We start from the raw sequence: 16,813 nt of genomic DNA, 5'->3' as shown, positions 1-16,813 counted from the left end.
GGGTGTGCGTCCGCGCTGAAGGGGACGCGTCCTAGTCGGGGGAGACCGTGGGGTCGTCGCTGGGGCCGCCGGGCACCGTGAGCAGGGCCCTGGCGGCGAGCAGGACGGCGTCGGCGGAGGGCGCGGTGACGGGCGCGGCGGTGAGGTACGCCGCGACGGCGGGAACGGGCACGCCGCCCCCGGCGGGCGCGGTCGAACCGGCGGTGAGCTGGTGGGCGGAGGAACCGGGGGCCGGGGCCGCTGCGTCCGGGCGCTCGCCCGCGTCCGCGCCGGCGGAGGCCACGGCGGCGCGGGCCGGGATGACGGAGCCGTGCCCGTAGACGGTGCCGTGCCCGGCCCCGGGAACGGTGTCCTCGTCCTTCGCCCGCTCGCGCGGGCCGCCCTCGGAGCCGTCGCCGTCCCGCGCCGGGGCGGGGTCGTGGGCCGAGGTGGCCGGGAGCCCCGCGTCGGCGTGTCCGTCGCGGTCGAGTCCGCCGACCAGGCTCCGTGCTCCCCCGCCCGTCCCGGCGACCGGCCACGCGGCCTCGGGCAGGACGGCGGCGGTCTCGGCGGCGGTGCGCTCGGCCCCGTGTTCGAGGCGCTGGTGCACCGTGCCCAGGGTGGAGGCGACCGGCTCGGCCACCTGGCCGACGCCCTCGGGAACGACCTCGCCGAGGCGTCCGGAACCCTCCAGCCCGAGGGAGGGGGCGTCCAGGGCCGCCCGGCCGGAGGAGACGCGCTCCCGGAGGGCGTGGTGCGTTGCGGTGCGCTCCGAGGAGGCCTGCTCGGGGTTCCCGGAGGTGCCGGAGAAGCCGTCCGACAGCCGACCGCCGGTCAGCGGGCCCCCGTCGAGCAGGGACCGGGAGCCGCCGGTGTCAGCGCCGGAGTCGGCGGCGGCGGGGGCCGCGCCGAGCAGCCACAGGCCGACCAGCAGCGCCCCGACCACCAGCGGCAGCAGGAGCAGGGAGGGCGCCTCGGGGCACACGGCCGCTACGGCGCGCGTGGCGCGTGCCGTTCGGCTGGTGCGAGGCATGGAAGGGCCCTCCGGGACGTGCGGCCTGGTCCGGGCCGGAGGCTGCCCCCGACCCGCGACCTGACGTTAGCACAGAGTCACAGAGGGTAGTTTGGGTTTTCCGGAACAGGGAAGACCGGATCACTCCGCGGACTCGGGCCGGGCGGGTCCCCCCGGGAGCGGCCTCCCGGGCTGTCCGAGTTCGCGTCGCCGCTGTTCGTCGGGGGTTCCGTCGTCCTCCCCGGCCTCCTCCCCGGACTGTTCCGCGACCTCCGTCCCGATCCCTGCGCCGACCTGATCCCCGGGCCGGGCGGAGGCGCGCGACCGGGAACGGGCGTCGCGGACCTGGTCGACGACGAACGCGCACAGCGCGAGCCACACCAGCGCGAAGCCCAGCCAGCGGGCGGGCGGCATCTCCTCGCCCTGCACCAGCCAGCCGACGAAGAACATGATGACCGGGGCGATGTACTGGAGGATGCCGATGACGCTCAGCGGGACCTGGCGCGCGGCCACGCCGAACAGCAGCAGCGGCAGGGCGGTCACGAAACCGCTGCCGACCAGCAGGACGGTGTGGCCCGGGGACACCGAGAACACGGTTCCCGCACCGGTGGCCTCCAAGTGGACCACGAAGCCCAGCGCGGGGAGGAACATCACCATGGTCTCGACGGTCAGGCTCCGCACGCCGTCCAGGTCCACGTACTTCTTCACCGCGCCGTAGGCGGCGAAGGTGGCGGCCATGAGCAGCGCCAGCCACGGGGTCACGCCGTAGGCGACGGTCATCACGGCCACGGCCAGGACGCCCAGGCCGACCGCCACCCATTGGAGGGCCCGCAGCCGCTCTGAGAACAGCAGCACCCCCAGGCACACCGACATCAGAGGGTTGATGAAGTACGCGAGCGAGGCCTGGAGGGTCTGCTCGGTGGAGACCGCGTAGATGAACCCCCACCAGTTGACGGAGATCAGCACCGCCGCGGCGGCCACCGGCAGCAGGCGGCGGGGGCTGCGCAGCACCGAGGGGAACCAGGACCAGCCCCGGCGTGTGACGAGGATGACGACGCACATCGCGAGCAGCGCCCACACCATGCGGTGGGCGAGGATCTCGCTGGGTTCGGATGAGGAGAGGAGCGGCCAGTACAGGGCCGCTACGCCCCAGAGGAGGAAGGCGGTCGCCCCGAGGACGACGCCACGCTTGGATTCCGGCACGTCAGCAATCGTAGGACGAATCGTCCGGAGTGTCCGCATGGCCAGGGCGGGCGGGCGAGCGCGGCCTCCGTGCCGCGGGCGGGAGACGGGAGGGGGCGCGCAAGGACCGGTGAGGGGGAGAGCGGCGCGTCCCGGTTCGGCGGGTGCTCCGGCGACGGCCGCCGACCGTGTCCGTCCACAGGTTCGATCGCGTCCGTGCGCCGGGCCGGGCCCGTGGATACCCTGGGAAGCATGTTCGGGAGAAAGACGACCATGGTCGATCCAGCACGCGCCCTGCCCGGTCGGGACACCCCGATGGACGTGCCCTTCGGGCACACGGTGCTGGGCACCAGCCTCACCCCGCCCTACCCCGAGGGCAGCAGGATCGCCGACGTGGCGATGGGCTGCTTCTGGGGCGCCGAGCGCATGTTCTGGCGCCTGGGCGCGGAGCGGGGGATCATCACGACCGCGGTGGGCTACGCGGGCGGCTACACGCCCAACCCGACCTACGAGGAGGTCTGCTCGGGCCTGACCGGGCACACCGAGGCGGTGCGGGTGGTGTTCGACCCCGAGCGCATCTCGTACGAGGAGATCCTCAAGGTGTTCTGGGAGGGCCACGACCCGACCCAGGGCATGCGCCAGGGCAACGACGTCGGCACCCAGTACCGCTCGGCGATCCTGTACCACGACGACGCCCAGCGGATCGCGGCCGAGACCAGCCGCGACGCGTTCCAGCCGGTGCTCACCCGCGCGGGATACGGGCCGATCACCACCGAGATCGCGCCGCTGCGGGAGTTCTACTTCGCCGAGGACTACCACCAGCAGTACCTGTCCGACGCCAAGAACCCCAACGGGTACTGCGGGATCGGCGGAACCGGCGCCAGCTGCCCGATCGGTGTCGTGACCTCGGACGATGCGCCCTCGGGGCGCGCGGCCGAGTAGTACGGCGGAGTACGTGCGAGTACGCCCGCGCACGTTCCAATGATGGCTGAGTGACGGCTCGGCCATCATTCGATGATGGTTGGTGCGCTCTCGGTCTCGGTGCGGGCGGTGGAATCGCTGGAGGTCGGACGTGCGGGGAAGGACGTGTTTTCAGCGACTCGCCGGGGTCGGCTGCGCTACCGGAGGTCTGCTGAAAAACGGCCCTGCTTTGGCTGAGTCGCGGGCTGTTCGACCTTCGGCTTTACCGCCGGGTCCTCATCGCCCCCGCGAGGGGTAGCAGCATGTAGGTGCCCGCTCCGATGCGCGGCCTGGACCGCTACGTCCGGGCCGAAGGGCCGCGCCCCGACCAGGTGCCTTGCTTCACGGTGGTCCTGGACCCGCTGTGGCGGGTAACCGCCGCCGACCGCGCCCGCGACCTGTGCGGGGGGTACGGGTTCGGCCACCGCGTGCTCCACCCCGAGGACATCGCCTCCCTCCTGGGCGTGTCGGCGTCTCCCCGGGCCCTGTGGCGTGAGGTCCGCTCCACCTACGGCGCCGACGCCAGCCACGTGGACTGCTCCATGCCCGTCTGGGACGTGCCCGAGGTGCTGCCGGACTCCTGCTATCGGCGGGTGAGCGAAGTGAACTACAGCGAACGGATCGACAGCACCGCCCCGCGGCGGTCCTCGATCTACTACCAGGCCCATGCCCTGGACGCGATCGTCCCCCGGATGTCCCTGTCCCTGATGACGGGGGTGCGAGACCTCTCATGGACTCCCTGAACGGGTGGGAGACCCTGGAGGAGATCGACGGTACGCCGCTCGTTCGCACCGGTCACGCAGATCCGGGGGAGAGGAAAGCGCTGGTGAGGCTGCTCAGCCGGTACTGTCCCGACTGGCCGGTCGGCGAAGCGCACCAGCAGTAGTCTGGCGCTGTCCACGCATTCACCACGGCACGGGAAGCGGCACCGACATGGCTAAGGCGCAGGCACCCTCAGGAACGCGGGACTTCCTCGCGGACGACCTGAGGCGCAGGAGGGCGGCCATCGCCACCGTCTCCGAGGTCTTCGAACGCTACGGGTTCGACCCGTTGGAGACCCCTGCGTTCGAGCGGATCGAGGTGGTCACCGGCAAGTACGGCGAGGAGGCGTCCAAGCTCCTGTTCAAGATCCTGCGCCGGGGCGTCCACGAGGCCGGCGGACAGCCCGACCTGGCTCTGCGCTATGACCACACGGTGCCGCTGGCCCGTGTCATCGGCACCCACGGCTCCAAGCTGCCCTCCCCCTTCAAGCGCTACGCCATCGGCCCGGTGTGGCGGGCCGACCGCCCCCAGGAAGGCCGGTTCCGCGAGTTCGTCCAGTGTGACGTGGACACCGTGGGCTCCACCTCACCGCTGGCCGATGCCGAGATCGTGCGCGCCATCGCCGACGGTCTCGACGCCCTGGGAGTCGGGAGCTTCCGCTTCCTGGTCAACAGCCGTGAGGCCCTGCGCGGTCTGCTGGAGGTCTACGAGGTGGCCGAGGACCGCGGTGACGGGGTCCTGGCCACCCTGGACAAGCTCGACAAGATCGGCGTCCAGGCCGTCGCGAAGGAACTCATCGACGAACGCGGCCTGGACGTGTCCGTCGCCGAGAGCCTGGCCGAGGACGTGGCCGCCGACGACCCGGAGCTCATCCGCTCCAAGCTCGCCACCACCGAACGCGGGCAACGGGGTCTGGCCGAGATCGACAGCCTGTTGGAACTGACCGCCGACCTCGGGGAGCGTGTCGTCTTCGCCCCCCGTATGGTGCGCGGCCTGGACTACTACACCGGAGCCATCTGGGAGGTCGAAGCCGAAGGCTTCCCCGGCTCGGTCGCGGCCGGAGGGCGCTACGACGGCCTGGTCGCCTCCCTGGGCGGCCCCGACGCACCCGCCTGCGGTGGCTCCATCGGTATCGAGCGCATCCTGGCCATGCAGGACTCCCAGGACGCCGAACCGCGCGGCCTCGACGTCGCCCTGACCGTTCTGGGCGGGGAGGCCGAGCTGATGCGCCTGGCGGGCGAACTGCGCTCGGGCGGTCTGCGCGTGGGCATGTTCCTGGGGGCGTCGCGCAAGCTCGGCAAGCAGCTCCAGTGGGCCAACGCCCAGCACGCCCGCTTCACCGTCCTCTACGGTCCCGAGGAACAGGAGTCCGGTGAGGTGACCGTCCGCGACATGGAGTCTGGCGAGCAGACCCGCGCCCCCCTCGGCACCGCCGCCTCCTACCTCCAGGAGCTGATCGAAAGGTAAGCCCCTCGACCGCGCCCACCCCCTGCCTCGCACGGTCACTCCCACCCGCGCTCCGGCGCTGCCTTCTCCGACAGGTCGCTGTCCGGCTCGGTACCGATCTCATCGAGGGGGAGCGGCCACCGACACCGACCGCGTCTCCCTCGTCCAGGAGGACATCGACCGCTCCATCACCCAGGCGTTCGGAGGGTGCGCCGACACGACCGTGTCCGACTGGCGCATCGGTCACGGCGACCTGCACTGGGGGAACGTGACGGCCACGGAGCTGTTCCTGCTCGACTGGGACAGCTGGGGACGAGTGCCGCGTGGGCTGGACGCGGCGAAACCCTGGGAGGCGTCCTACCGCGTTCCCGAACCGGGTGCGGAGATCATCGAACGGTTCCCCGTCCCGTCCACACGGGACGGACTCATCAGCCGCGTGCTGGTGTGCGCGAACCGCGTGCTGGGCGCGCGCAGGCGGGGCGGGAACTCCGTTCAGGCAGACCACGCTCACCGGTCAGGCACGCGACTCCCGCGGGAGCTGGCGTCGTGAACCGACGGAGCGGGCGATGACCCTCGCTCCGCAGCAGCCGACCACGGCGGGCCCGCGGCCTTCTCGTGCCAAGTTCCCGGGAACGGCTGGCGCCCGCGGACCGAGCGGGCCGCCCTCCCGGGCGCCGGGGGCACCGGCAGCAGGAGACGACGGTCCTCACCAGGTCCATCCGGCGGCGACGGCGGCGAAACTCCGGGGCGGGAGGCCGGTGATCCGCTCGACGACGGGGGTGACCCGGTCCTCCGCTCCATCGGCGATCGCCAGGTCCAGGTCCGTCAGCATCGCCGCGTACTCCCGGGGCATGGTGGCCGCCAGATGGTCGCGCATCCGCTCCCGGTCCACCGCCAGGTGGCGCACCGGCCGGCCCGAGACCCGCGAGATCGTCGCGGCGACGTCGTCGTACCCCAGTGCCTCGGGGCCGGTGAGGACGAGGTCGGTGTTGGGCGGCTCCTCGCCGGTCAACACCCGGGCGGCCACCGCGGCGATGTCGTCGGCGTCGATGAAGCCGACCCGTCCCCGGCCCGTGGCCGTCATGACGAACCCCTCCTCGCGAATGCTCACGGCGTGGGGTCTGTCCCCGATGAAGTTCTGCATGAACCACGAGGGGCGCAGGACCGCCCACTCGTCGAACAGCTTCGGCAGGAGGGTGTGCACCCCACCCGCGCCGGGTCCGCCCTCCGGGATCGCCGAGGAGCTCAGCAGTACGGCCCGGCGCACCCCGGCGGCGACCGCCTGTTCGAGGAACGGCGCCATCACGGCGGCGGGATCGGTGGTGTCGACTGGCGGGACGAGGTACATCCGGTCTACGCCGCGCAGCGCCTCCCCGAAGGTCGCGGGGTCGTACCAGTCGAAGCGCACCGACGAGCCGCCGCCCCGGGCCGGGGCGCGGCGGCTGGCCGCCCGCAACCGCGGGCCGAGCGCGTCGAGGCGGGAGGCGACCCGGCTCCCGGTCGTGCCGGTGGCGCCGGTGACCAGGACGGTGACGGCGGAACTCATGCGTTCTCCCCCTTCGGTGCGGCCGTCTTGGCCTCGCGCATGGAGTCGGGCACCACGAGCGGGTTCCAGTAGTCGCGGTAGCGCGTGACGCGTCCCCGACTCGCCGTCACCACCACCACGTAGGAGATGTCGGTGTCCTGTCCGGTCGCCACGAGCCGGGCCCGGGCCCGCATCTCGGCGACCACGGTTCCGGGATCGGTGGTCTGGTGGACCTCCAGGTGGGGAAGGTCCTTCAGGTGGACGTGGTCGGTGTAGTCGCTCATGTACCCGGCGAGCCGTTCCCTCCCCTCCAACCGCCGGGGCCAGCCGTCTGGGGCGAAGGGGAACTCGACGATGACGTCCTCGTCGCACAGGGCCACCCAGTCGTCGATCCTCCCGTCGAGGAGCAGTTCCAGGCCGTGTCGAAACAGATCCGCCGTTGCCAGGTCATCGTTCACGGGATCTCCACCCTCTAGAATGTGGACTGCTGGTCCGTTTGAATATATGGACTGTCAGTCCGTTTGGCAAGTGGGGTGGATGATGGCCGTACGTGGGGAGCGCGCCGACGCGCTGCGCAACAGGGAGGCGGTACTAGCCGCCGCGGACGGGCTCTTCGCTCGCAGCACGAGTCCCGGAACCGTGTCGATGGACGAGGTCGCGGCCGCCGCCGGAGTGGGGAAGGGCACCCTCTTCCGCAGGTTCGGCGACCGAGGCGGGCTGATCCGGGCCCTCATGGAGGTGCGTATCGGCCCGTTGCGCGGGGCCGTCGCGGATGGCCCCGCCCCGCTGGGCCCCGCGACGCCCCCGCGCGAACGGGTCCCGGCGCTCCTGCTCGCTCTGCTGCGCTTCAAGCTCGACAACCGCCACCTGGCCCTGGCGCTGGAGAGCGACGGCGGGAACAGTCCCTACCAGGCCGACCACTACACCTGGTGGCACCGGACGCTCGCGGACGCACTGGCCGCGGTTCCCAGCGTGCCCGACGCGGACTTCGCCGCGCACGCGCTGCTGGCCGCGGTCCGCGCCGACCTGGTGGAACACCTGGCCGGGCGTGAGGAGACGCCGCAAGAGGTGCTGGAGGAGCGGATGAGGGCCTTCACCGCCAAGGTCCTCGCCTGAGGCCCCCCGCCCGTTCGGGGCCCACCGCCTCACGGTGCCCCCCGCGGCCGGCCGTCAACCGTCGTGACCGGCCGCGGGCGGCACCCGCCCCTACTTCACCGCGCCCGCCGACAGCCCGGACACGAGGTAGCGCTGGACCAGCATGAAGGCCACGACCACCGGCAGGGAGACGGTCACAGACGCGGCCAGCAGCTCGTTCCACAGGGTGTCGGTCTGGCTGGTGTAGAGCTTCAGCCCGATGGAGAGGGTGCGGGTCTCGGTGTCGGTGAGCACCGAGGCGAACAGCACCTCTCCCCAGGCGGTGATGAACGCGAACACCCCCACGGCGAGGATGCCCGGGCGGGCCACGGGGAGGATGATCCGCACCAGGGCGCCGATCCTGCTGGTGCCGTCGATCATCGCCGCCTCCTCCAGGCCCTCGGGGATGGCGCTGAAGTACCCGGCCAGCATCCAGATCGAGAACGGCAGGGCGAAGGTCAGATAGGTGATGATCAGCCCGGTGTAGGAGCCGGTGAACTCGATGCCGGTGAGGTCCTCCAGCCGCACGAAGATCAGGAAGAGCGGCAGCAGGAACAGGATGCCGGGAAACATCTGAGTCGAGAGCACCGTCATGCTGAACAGCCGCCTGCCGCGAAAGCGCAGCCGTGACAGCGGATAGGCGGCCAGCACCGCCACCACCAGCGCCAGGGCCGTCGCCGTGGTCGTGACGATCAGGCTGTTGGTGAGGTAGCGGGCCAACGGGATCGTCGTCCACATGTCCGCGTACGGCTGGAGGGTGACGCGGTCCGGCAGCCAGGTGAACATCCCCCGGACGTTCTCCAGCGGCTTCACCGAGGTCACCACCAGCACGTACAGGGGCAGCACCGTGAACACGGTGAGGAAGGTCAGGACGATCCGCCGGAACCAGCGGAATCCCCGTGTCTCACGCATTGTCCCTCCCCTTGGGCAGCACCAGTCGGACGTAGACCGCCGACGCGATGACCAGCGCGACGAGCAGCAGAACGCTCATCGCGGAGCCCAGGCCGAAGTTCCAGTTGACGAAGGAGTGCTCGTAGATCAGCGGTGAGATCAGCCGCGCGCTCTCGGGCGAGGTGTCGCCGAAGAGCAGGAAGGGGATGTTGAACTCGTTGAACGTCCACAAGGTCATGACGAGCAGGACGACCGCGTTCGCCGGGCGCACCATGGGCAGCGTGATGCCGGTGAACCTCCTCCAGGTCGAGGCGCCGTCGATGGCCGCGGCCTCGTACATGTCCTCGGGGACGCTCTGCAGCGCCGCCAGGAGCATCAGGAACGCGAACGGCCACAGCCGCCACACCGACACGACCACCAGCACCCAGAAGGCGTTCTCTCCGATGAGCCAGAACGGGCGCTCGTCCAGCAGCCCCAGGTCCTCCACGAGCAGCCGGTTGACCATGCCGTCGCGCTGGTTGAACATGAACGCCCAGATGATCGCGGCGACGTAGACCGGCAGGGCGTAGGGCACGAGGAACAGCGTGCGCAGCACGCCGCGCCCCCGGAACTTCGTGTTCAACGCGACCGCGGCGGCCATCCCCAGCACCCACGACACCCCCACCACCAGCACGGTGTAGACGGTGGTGCGGAACAGGCTCTCGAAGAGGGCGCTGCCCAGGGCGTTCCCGGGATCGAGGCCGCGGACGAAGTTCTCCAGGCCGACCAGCGGCGCCGTCGTCCAGCGCCGGATGGTCAGCTGCGTCAGCGAGGTGAACGCGATGTAGATCCCCAGGGCCATGGGGACGATATGGACCAGCAGCTCCAGCACCGCCGCGGGCAGCACCATGCCGTAGGGCAGGAACCACCCCGGGCGGCGCGGACGCCGCCCGCCCGGTTTCTGCACCGGGCCGTTCCGGGGCGGGGCCCCGACGGCGCCGGGCCCCTGTTCTTCCGTAGTCGACATCTAGCGCCTCCATCAGACGGCCGCCCCGCCGAGTGGGCGGGGCGACCAGGGACACACTCCCTAGTTCGCGGCGTCCATCTGGGTCTCCGCCGCCTCCATGGCCTGGCGGACGTCGGCCTCGGTGACCTCGCCCCCGGTCGCCACCTGGGCGAAGAGCCCGCCGATCGCCTCGCCGAGCACCGTCTCCATCTGACCCTCCTCGGGGATCAGCGGCATCGGCGCGGAGTGCTCGGTCAGGATCGTGCGGAAGGTCTCCATGGAATCGCTCCGCAGTTCCTCGCTCTCGTAGGCCTCGGTGGCCACCGGCAGCGTCTGGAACTCCTGGGACAGGTACACCTGCTCCTCCGGGCTGGTCAGGTGCTCGACCAGTTGCAGAGCGCCCTCCTTGTCGCCGGTGTCTTCGAAGACGCTGATGTTGATCCCGGCCGCGTGGCTCTGGATGGGCTCGCCCGGCAGCGGGTCGAGCATCGGCACCTGGGCGACCTCGTAGTCCTCGAAACCGCGGGCGGCCATGCTGGTGCGGGCGCTGCCCTGCACGATGATCATGGCCGCGCGCCCGTCGACGAAGTCGCTGATGCCCTGGGTGCCGTCGCTGAACTCGGCGCTGCTGGGGTCGACGACCTCTTCCACCGCCATCAGGTCCACCCACTGCTTGACCGCGGCGACCTGCTCGTCGGAGGAGAAGGAGGGCCCGTCCCCGCCCCAGAGCTGTCCGCCCCGCTGCTGGCCGAGGATGAAGGCCATGTGGGAGTTCTGCCGCTCGTTGCCGCCCTCCAGCACGAATCCGTACTGGTCGATGTCGCCGTCGTCGTCGGTGTCCCTGGTCAGCTCGTCCGCGGTGTCGACGAACTCGTCCCAGGTCGCGGGCGGTTCCTCTACGCCCGCCTCCTCGAACATGTCGGGGTTGTAGAACAGCGCGTAGGACAGCCCGTAGAGCGGCACCGACGTCGGCGTCTGGCCCTCGGCGCCGCCGGTGGCGAAGCTGGTGCCGACGAAGCGCTCCTCGCCGCCCACCGCCTCCAGGTCCGCGCCCTCGTAGGGCACGAAGGCGCCGGTCTCCTGGAGGCTGGCCGCCCAGGTGTTGCCGATGTTGAGCACGTCGGGGCCGTCGCCGCTGCTGACCGCGGTGAGGATGCGGTTGTACAGCTCGCTCCAGGGGATGACCTCCAGCTCGACCTCCACCCCGGTCTCCTCGGTGAAGCGGTCCAGCACGGGCTGGAGGACCTCCCGGTCCTCCTCCACGCTCGCTCCCTGGTTGCTGGCCCAGTAGGTCAGCGCCTGCTCCCCGGAATCCTCGCCGGAACCGCAGCCGGTCAGCGCGGCGGCCAGTACCAGCGCCGTCGAGGCGGACAGGAGTGCTGTGGGGGGTGGTGTCTTCACGGCCGTCTCCGTTTCTCTGTAGGCCATGTGAGCCCGTCGTCAGCGTCGTCAGCGTCGGCGGTGACGGAGCGGGCCGGTCGGACGCGCCCGTCGGTCCGTGGGCAGGAGCGTCGGGAACCGTGGGCCACGCCTGTCGTTCCGCGTGACCCGATGATCAGGTAAACCGGTTTACCTCGGCAGTGTAGGCGAGATCACAGAAAGGCAGGAGGGGCAGTTGTGGAACCGTTACAAGCCGTGCACCGGCTGTCCGGACGACTTCCTCGGGCGGAGCTCGCCGACCAGCACGGTCGACAGCGGCGGCTCCTGGCCCTTGAGCATGTCCAGCAGGATGCGGGCTCCGACACTGCCCAGCGCGCGGTGCCTGTTGCGCACGGTCGTCAGCGGCGGCGTGACGAACGAGGCCAGGGGGATGTCGTCGAACCCGGCCACCGCCATGTCGTCGGGGACGGTCAGGCCCGCCTCCCCCAGCACGGAGTAGCCGCCTATGGCCATGAGGTCGCTGCCGTAGAAGACGGCGGTGGGGCGCTCGGCGGCGGGCCTGGCGAGGATGCGCTCCGTGGCCCGGGCCCCGCCCTCGATGGTGTAGCCGCCGTGCTCCTCCACGGGCCCCGGCTCCAGCCCGAACTCGCGCACGGCCTCCTCCCAGTGGCGTCGGCGCTGGTGCGCGTGCAGCATGTGGGGGTCGCCCTGGACGTGGGCGATGCGCTCGTGCCCCGCCTCGACGAAGCAGCGGACCAGGCCGCGGATGGCCTCCCCGGAGTCGTTGGTGACGGTGGGGAAGTCGGAGGAGCCCTCGGGCGCGCCCACCACCACGGCGGGCGCGCCCAGGCGGCGCAGCATCGCCGGACGACCGTCGTCCGTCCGCAGGTCGGTGACCAGGAAGCCGTCGACGAAGTGGTCGTTGAACAGCCGCTCGTAGGTGGCGGCCTCGGTCCGCTCGTCGGGTACGAAGCGGATGACGGTGGCGTGCTCCTCGCCGGAGAGCACCGACTCGATACCGGACAGGAACGAGGGGAAGAACGCGTCGAAGTCGAGTATCTCGGGGGAGCGGCGCACGATCAGGCCGATGGTGCCCAGCGACTTGCCGTTGAGCGCGCGCGCCGCGTAACTCGGGCTCCACCCCAGTTCGACCGCCGCCTGGCGGATGCGTTCCCGGGTGCTGGCGCTGGTGCCGGTACCGGTGTTCAACGCCCGTGACACAGCGCCCTTGCTCACGCCCGCCCGGCGGGCGACGTCGCTGATCGTGGGACGCTTGCGACCCGTGTTCCCGGTTGCCATGGTGAAGATGGTAGTCCGCCGGGCCTCGGGGCCCGCGCCGAAAGCGCCTGGTGCCGCGGCCGTCGAGCGTCCCGGTGCCGGAGCGCGTCCCGCGGCGCGGTGCGGCCCCGCGACCGCGTCGAACCTCCCGGTCCGCCCGGCACACGGCCCCTCCGGGGAGGAGCACGCCCCGGAAGCCGCCGAGGTCCTCCCGTACTAGGGTGTGGCGGTATGGACTGGACCCAGCGGCTCGGATCCGTCAAACGGTGGTCCCGTGCCGGGGTCCGCGCCCCCCACAAGCCCCTCCTGCTGCTGTACGCGCTCGCGTACCACCAGCGGCACGGCAACGCGCCCATCGTCTACAGCGAGGCCGAGGCACGGCTCGCCCGACTCCTGCGGGAGTTCGGTCCGGCGAGACCCACCAGCCCCGGCTACCCCTTCCACCACCTGGAGACCGACGGGTTCTGGCGGGTCACCACGGTGGACGGCGAGGGGTCTCCGGGCTCGGGGGTGGCCCTGCTGCGGGAGAAGGAGGCGCGGGGCAGGCTGGACCCCGACCTGGACGCGGCCCTGTGCGCCGACCCCGGCCTGGCCGCCCGCATCGGCCGCCACCTGCTCGACGAGAACTTCGCACCCTCGCTGCACGAGGGCATCATCGCCCTCACCGGACTCCGCGTGGGCCAGGGGCCGGTCCCCGCGCCGGGGGATGGCGGCGTCCGCGACCCCCGGTTCCGGGAGGCCGTACTGACCGCCTACGAGCACCGGTGCGCGTTCTGCGGCTACGAGGGGCGGCTGGACGGCGTGTCGGTCGGGCTGGAGGCCGCCCACATCCGCTGGTGGTCGTACGACGGCCCCAACGACCTGGACAACGGCCTGTGCCTGTGCCCGACGCACCACCTGCTGTTCGACCGCGGCGTCCTCGGGCTCACCGGCGAACTCACCGTCGCGGTGTCCCCGCGCTTCGAGGCCCGCACCCCCGCGGCCCGGACGGTCGTGCTCTCCCTCGCCGGACGCGACCTCGTCCGCCCGGTTCCGGGCGGCCCCGCCGTCGAACCCGCCCATGTCGCCTGGCACTTCAAGCAGGTCTTCCGCGCCGCCGCCTGAGGGCCGCCGCCCCTACCGGAGCGTCCCGCCCCCGCGGACCCCCTCTCCGAGGGCCGCCGAACGGGCTGGAACGCGACCCGGATCACGCGCGTGTCAGGATCGTGTTAACACCCGCGTCACGTTCGGTCGTATTGTTCGTGCAACGCCCACCTGCGCGTTCGCCCGGCGGGGGCTTCCGCGTCCCCCACCACGGCGCCTGGAGAACACATGATCACGTACCCCGCGCGCTTTCGACTATCGCTCACCGGCTCCCTGTTCATCGGCTACGTGCTCCTGCTGGCGCTGGCACTGGCCGCCGTGGGCGCGCTGTGGGCCGTCCACATGGACCGTGCCACCGACCGCCACTACGCCGAACGGGTCCTGAGCCTGGCCCGGTCGGTGGCCGTGACGCCCGAGGTCGTCGAGGGCCTCCAAGCCGCCGACCCGGCGGCCGAGCTCGCCCCCCTGGCCGACCGGATCGACTCCGCCACCGGCACCGAGTTCGTGGTCATCGCCTCCCCGGAGGGGATCCGCTACTCGCACCCCGACGACGAACTCATCGGCCGCACCGTGTCCACTCCCCCCGGGCCCGCCGCGGAGGGACGGGAGTGGACGGGCGTGCAGGAGGGGACGCGGGGACGCACCGTGCGCGCCAAGGTCCCGGTGTTCTCCGAAGGCGGCTCGGTCAACGGCGGCGACGCGCGCGGCGAGGTGGTCGGCTACGTCTCCCTGGGCATCCTCGCCTCCAGCGCCGCCACCGAGGCCAGGGCCGCGGTCCCCGCCATACTGGGCACGGTGGCCGTGGTGCTGGTCCTGGGCGTGGCCGGTGCGTGGGCCCTCTCCCGCCAGGTCCGCGCCAAGACCCACGGGCTCGAACCCGCCGACATCACCTCCCTGCTGGAGAGCCGGGAGGCCCTGCTGCACGCGGTCCGCGAGGGCGTACTCGCCGTGGACGGCTCGGGCCGCCTCGTCCTGGCCAACCCGCCCGTCCGGGAGATGCTCGGCCTGCCCGAGGACGCCGAGGGCCGGGGCCTGGACGAACTCGGCCTGTCCGAACGCGTCCGCGACATCGTCTCCGGCGACGACCCCGGCGACGACCGCCTCCTCCTGGCGGGACACCGCATCCTGGTCGCCAACCGGATGCCGGTCCACGTGCGCGGCCAGGACGCGGGCGCGGTCGTCACCTTCCGCGACCGCACCGAGCTGGACCGGCTCACCGGCGAGCTCGACGGCGCGCGCACGGTCACCCGCGGCCTGCGCGCCCAGACCCACGAGTTCGCCAACCGGGTGCACACCATCGCCGGAATGCTCGAACTCGGCGCCCACGAGGAGGCCCGCGCCTACCTCGCCGACCTCTCCGCGACGCACAGCCGCACCAGCGCGGACATCTCCCGGCACGTCGGCGACTCCGCGCTGGCCGCGCTGACCATCGCCAAGTCCGCGCAGGCCTCCGAGCTGGGCGTGGAACTGCGCCTGTCCCCCCTCACCAGCGTCCCCGCGCTGAACCGGGAGGTGCGCTCCGACGCGCTGCTCGTCCTCGGCAACCTGGTCGACAACGCGCTCGACGCGGTGGCCTCTACCCCGCACGGCTGGGTGGAGCTGATGGTGCGGCTGCACCGGGCCGAGGGCACCGACCTGCCCCACGACCTGCTGGAGATCCGGGTGACCGACTCCGGGCACGGGGTGGCCGACGACGTGGCGGAGGAGATCTTCCGGCTCGGGTTCACCACCAAGGCGTCCCGGGACGGCGGCACGCGCGGGCTGGGCCTGGCGCTGGTCAAGCAGGTCTGCGAGGGAAGAGGGGGAAGCGTGGAGATGGAGGCGCCCGACGCCGACGAGGGAGCGGTGTTCACCGCCTGCCTGCCCCTGGCGGGGGCCGAGGCGCCGCGGGGGGCGGCCCGATGATCCGCGTGCTGGTCGTGGACGACGACGTGCGGGTGGCGCGCAACCACCAGGAGCTGGTGGAGTCGCTGCCGGGGTTCACCGTGGCGGGGGTCGCGCACACGGCGGCCGCCGCCCTCACCCAGATCCGGGGGCACCAACCCGACCTGGTGCTGCTCGACCTGCACCTGCCCGACGCGTCGGGGATCTCGGTGATGCGCGCCCTGCGCGCCGCCGCCACCAGCGCCGCGCCCCAGCGGACGGACTTCCTGATGATCACCGCCGTGCGCGACATCGGCCAGGTGCGCTCGGCCATGCACGGCGGGGCGGTCCACTACCTGCTCAAGCCGTTCCCGCTCAGCGTGCTGCGCGACCAGCTGGAGCGCTACGCCGTGGCGCGCCGGAGGATGGACGCCGACGGGGAGGCCACCCAGCAGGAGGTGGACCGGCTGTTCGGGCTGCTGCGCCCGGCCGGGGGCCGGTCGCTGCCCAAGGGGCTGACGGCGACCACGGTGGACCTGGTGGCGGGAGTGCTGCGGGAGGCGGAGGGGGACGTGTCGGCCTCGGAGGTGGCCGAGCGCGCCGGGGTGTCCCGGGTGACCGCGCGCCGCTACCTGGAGCACCTGTGCGCGGTCGGCCGGGCCGAGCTGCGCATGCGCTACGGCTCGACGGGGCGCCCCGAACACCTCTACCGCTGGACGGCCTGAGCCTCCTCGGGTTCGCCACCGATGCGCCTCTTCCACGGGCCGCTCGCGACGAGCCAGTGCGGCACGAGCTTCACGGGGAAGGGGAGGTCGGTCTCGAAGACGTCCTCGCCGTGGACCTGGACGACCTCCTGGTAGCAGCCGTCCTCCAGACGGAGCTCGATGAGCCCGACCTTGTCGGCAAGGGGGTTGATGATCCAGTAGGAGGGGATGCCGAACGCCGCGTATTCCTGGCGCTTGGTGTGGTTGTCCCGTAGGACGCTTTCAGGGGAGACGGTCTCCACGGCGAGGGCCGGGGGAACGTCGAAGTAACCCTGTGGTGGCAACTCGCAGTCGAAGACCGCCAGATCAGGGATGCGGTGATGGGTTCGGTCTCCGTCGAGGTCGATCCCCGGACCGGTGAGGACCAGGAACTCGTCCGGTGCCTTGAGAGCCAGGTGCATGGTCAGACGGGAGTCCACGACGCTGTGCAGTGGTTTGGGTGCTGGCGACACGTCAAGCCGCCCGTCGACCAGCTCGTACCGCCGACCGTCGTCCGGCGTTTTCTCCAGGTCGTCCACGGTCAGGCGTCGTTCGGGTGCTTCCGGGTGCCCGGTAGTCATGACCGACAT

18 protein-coding genes are annotated in these 16,813 nt (G+C 71.8%); 9 read left to right on the top strand and 9 right to left on the bottom strand.

Translation table 11 applies throughout. The features are described from left to right. Nucleotides 1-31 precede the first annotated feature (31 nt). Complete coding sequence (locus KGD83_RS26440; RefSeq protein ID WP_212641640.1) at nt 32-1,012, bottom strand: flagellar associated protein; 981 nt, start codon at nt 1,010-1,012, stop codon at nt 32-34. A 120-nt stretch (nt 1,013-1,132) separates the two neighbouring features. Then, nucleotides 1,133-2,194 carry an EamA family transporter RarD gene (gene rarD / locus KGD83_RS26435; RefSeq protein WP_212641639.1) on the bottom strand — a complete coding sequence of 354 codons (1,062 nt, stop codon included), beginning with the start codon at nt 2,192-2,194 and terminating at the stop codon, nt 1,133-1,135. A gap of 231 nt (nt 2,195-2,425) precedes the next feature. Between rarD and msrA the strand changes: the two genes are divergently transcribed. The 5 genes from msrA to KGD83_RS26415 all read left to right on the top strand — a co-directional run bounded on the left by msrA (nt 2,426) and on the right by KGD83_RS26415 (nt 5,891). Further along, on the top strand, nt 2,426-3,115 hold the full coding sequence (gene msrA / locus KGD83_RS26430) for a peptide-methionine (S)-S-oxide reductase MsrA (protein ID WP_212641638.1): 690 nt from the start codon (nt 2,426-2,428) through the stop codon (nt 3,113-3,115). 287 nt (nt 3,116-3,402) lie between these two features. Further along, on the top strand, nt 3,403-3,876 hold the full coding sequence (locus tag KGD83_RS26425) for a hypothetical protein (protein ID WP_249352032.1): 474 nt from the start codon (nt 3,403-3,405) through the stop codon (nt 3,874-3,876). Then, nucleotides 3,864-4,019, top strand: coding sequence for a hypothetical protein (locus KGD83_RS28865; protein ID WP_249352031.1), 156 nt, complete (start codon nt 3,864-3,866; stop codon nt 4,017-4,019). The genes KGD83_RS26425 and KGD83_RS28865 overlap by 13 nt, the downstream gene beginning before the upstream one ends. A gap of 47 nt (nt 4,020-4,066) precedes the next feature. Next, the gene (gene hisS / locus KGD83_RS26420) at nt 4,067-5,362 is read left to right on the top strand and encodes a histidine--tRNA ligase (RefSeq protein WP_212641637.1); all 1,296 of its coding nucleotides are present in this window, start codon (nt 4,067-4,069) and stop codon (nt 5,360-5,362) included. A gap of 202 nt (nt 5,363-5,564) precedes the next feature. Continuing rightward, a complete protein-coding gene (locus KGD83_RS26415; protein WP_212641636.1) occupies nt 5,565-5,891 on the top strand; it encodes a hypothetical protein in 327 nt (108 codons plus the stop codon). A gap of 156 nt (nt 5,892-6,047) precedes the next feature. Here the strand turns inward: KGD83_RS26415 and KGD83_RS26410 are convergent, their stop codons facing one another. Both KGD83_RS26410 and KGD83_RS26405 read right to left on the bottom strand, forming a co-directional pair. Further along, entirely contained in the window at nt 6,048-6,887 is an 840-nt protein-coding gene (locus KGD83_RS26410) for an NAD-dependent epimerase/dehydratase family protein (protein WP_212641635.1), read from the bottom strand. Then, a complete protein-coding gene (locus KGD83_RS26405; protein WP_212641634.1) occupies nt 6,884-7,324 on the bottom strand; it encodes a nuclear transport factor 2 family protein in 441 nt (146 codons plus the stop codon). The genes KGD83_RS26410 and KGD83_RS26405 overlap by 4 nt, the downstream gene beginning before the upstream one ends. An 82-nt stretch (nt 7,325-7,406) precedes the next feature. Between KGD83_RS26405 and KGD83_RS26400 the strand changes: the two genes are divergently transcribed. Continuing rightward, nucleotides 7,407-7,982, top strand: a complete 576-nt coding sequence (locus tag KGD83_RS26400) for a TetR/AcrR family transcriptional regulator (protein WP_212641633.1) — start codon at nt 7,407-7,409, stop codon at nt 7,980-7,982. Between the two features lie 90 nt (nt 7,983-8,072). Here KGD83_RS26400 and KGD83_RS26395 read toward each other — a convergent pair whose 3' ends face one another. The 4 genes from KGD83_RS26395 to KGD83_RS26380 all read right to left on the bottom strand — a co-directional run bounded on the left by KGD83_RS26395 (nt 8,073) and on the right by KGD83_RS26380 (nt 12,555). After that, on the bottom strand, nt 8,073-8,912 hold the full coding sequence (locus KGD83_RS26395) for a carbohydrate ABC transporter permease (RefSeq protein ID WP_212641632.1): 840 nt from the start codon (nt 8,910-8,912) through the stop codon (nt 8,073-8,075). Continuing rightward, on the bottom strand, nt 8,905-9,897 hold the full coding sequence (locus KGD83_RS26390; RefSeq protein WP_212641631.1) for a carbohydrate ABC transporter permease: 993 nt from the start codon (nt 9,895-9,897) through the stop codon (nt 8,905-8,907). Before KGD83_RS26390 ends, KGD83_RS26395 begins: the two co-directional genes overlap by 8 nt. A gap of 60 nt (nt 9,898-9,957) precedes the next feature. Then, complete coding sequence (locus KGD83_RS26385) at nt 9,958-11,277, bottom strand: sugar ABC transporter substrate-binding protein (protein WP_212641630.1); 1,320 nt, start codon at nt 11,275-11,277, stop codon at nt 9,958-9,960. Between the two features lie 225 nt (nt 11,278-11,502). Beyond that, entirely contained in the window at nt 11,503-12,555 is a 1,053-nt protein-coding gene (locus KGD83_RS26380; RefSeq protein ID WP_212641629.1) for a LacI family DNA-binding transcriptional regulator, read from the bottom strand. A gap of 210 nt (nt 12,556-12,765) precedes the next feature. Here KGD83_RS26380 and KGD83_RS26375 point away from each other — a divergent pair, with 210 nt between their 5' ends. The 3 genes from KGD83_RS26375 (at nt 12,766) to KGD83_RS26365 (ending at nt 16,205) form a co-directional block, all read left to right on the top strand. Then, a complete protein-coding gene (locus tag KGD83_RS26375; RefSeq protein ID WP_212641628.1) occupies nt 12,766-13,638 on the top strand; it encodes a phosphorothioated DNA-binding restriction endonuclease in 873 nt (290 codons plus the stop codon). 207 nt (nt 13,639-13,845) lie between these two features. Next, nucleotides 13,846-15,522, top strand: coding sequence for an ATP-binding protein (locus KGD83_RS26370; RefSeq protein WP_212641627.1), 1,677 nt, complete (start codon nt 13,846-13,848; stop codon nt 15,520-15,522). Then, the gene (locus KGD83_RS26365) at nt 15,519-16,205 is read left to right on the top strand and encodes a response regulator (protein ID WP_212641626.1); all 687 of its coding nucleotides are present in this window, start codon (nt 15,519-15,521) and stop codon (nt 16,203-16,205) included. The genes KGD83_RS26370 and KGD83_RS26365 overlap by 4 nt, the downstream gene beginning before the upstream one ends. Here KGD83_RS26365 and KGD83_RS26360 read toward each other — a convergent pair. After that, complete coding sequence (locus tag KGD83_RS26360) at nt 16,187-16,804, bottom strand: Uma2 family endonuclease (RefSeq protein WP_394358126.1); 618 nt, start codon at nt 16,802-16,804, stop codon at nt 16,187-16,189. The two genes, KGD83_RS26365 and KGD83_RS26360, sit on opposite strands and share 19 nt — an antisense overlap. Nucleotides 16,805-16,813: the final 9 nt, after the last annotated feature.

It is taken from the genome of Nocardiopsis akebiae, assembly GCF_018316795.1.
Classification (GTDB): Bacteria; Actinomycetota; Actinomycetes; order Streptosporangiales; family Streptosporangiaceae; genus Nocardiopsis; species Nocardiopsis dassonvillei.
The sequence above is the reverse complement of the archived record's forward strand: the minus strand, read 5'-3'. Positions and strand labels throughout refer to the sequence as shown.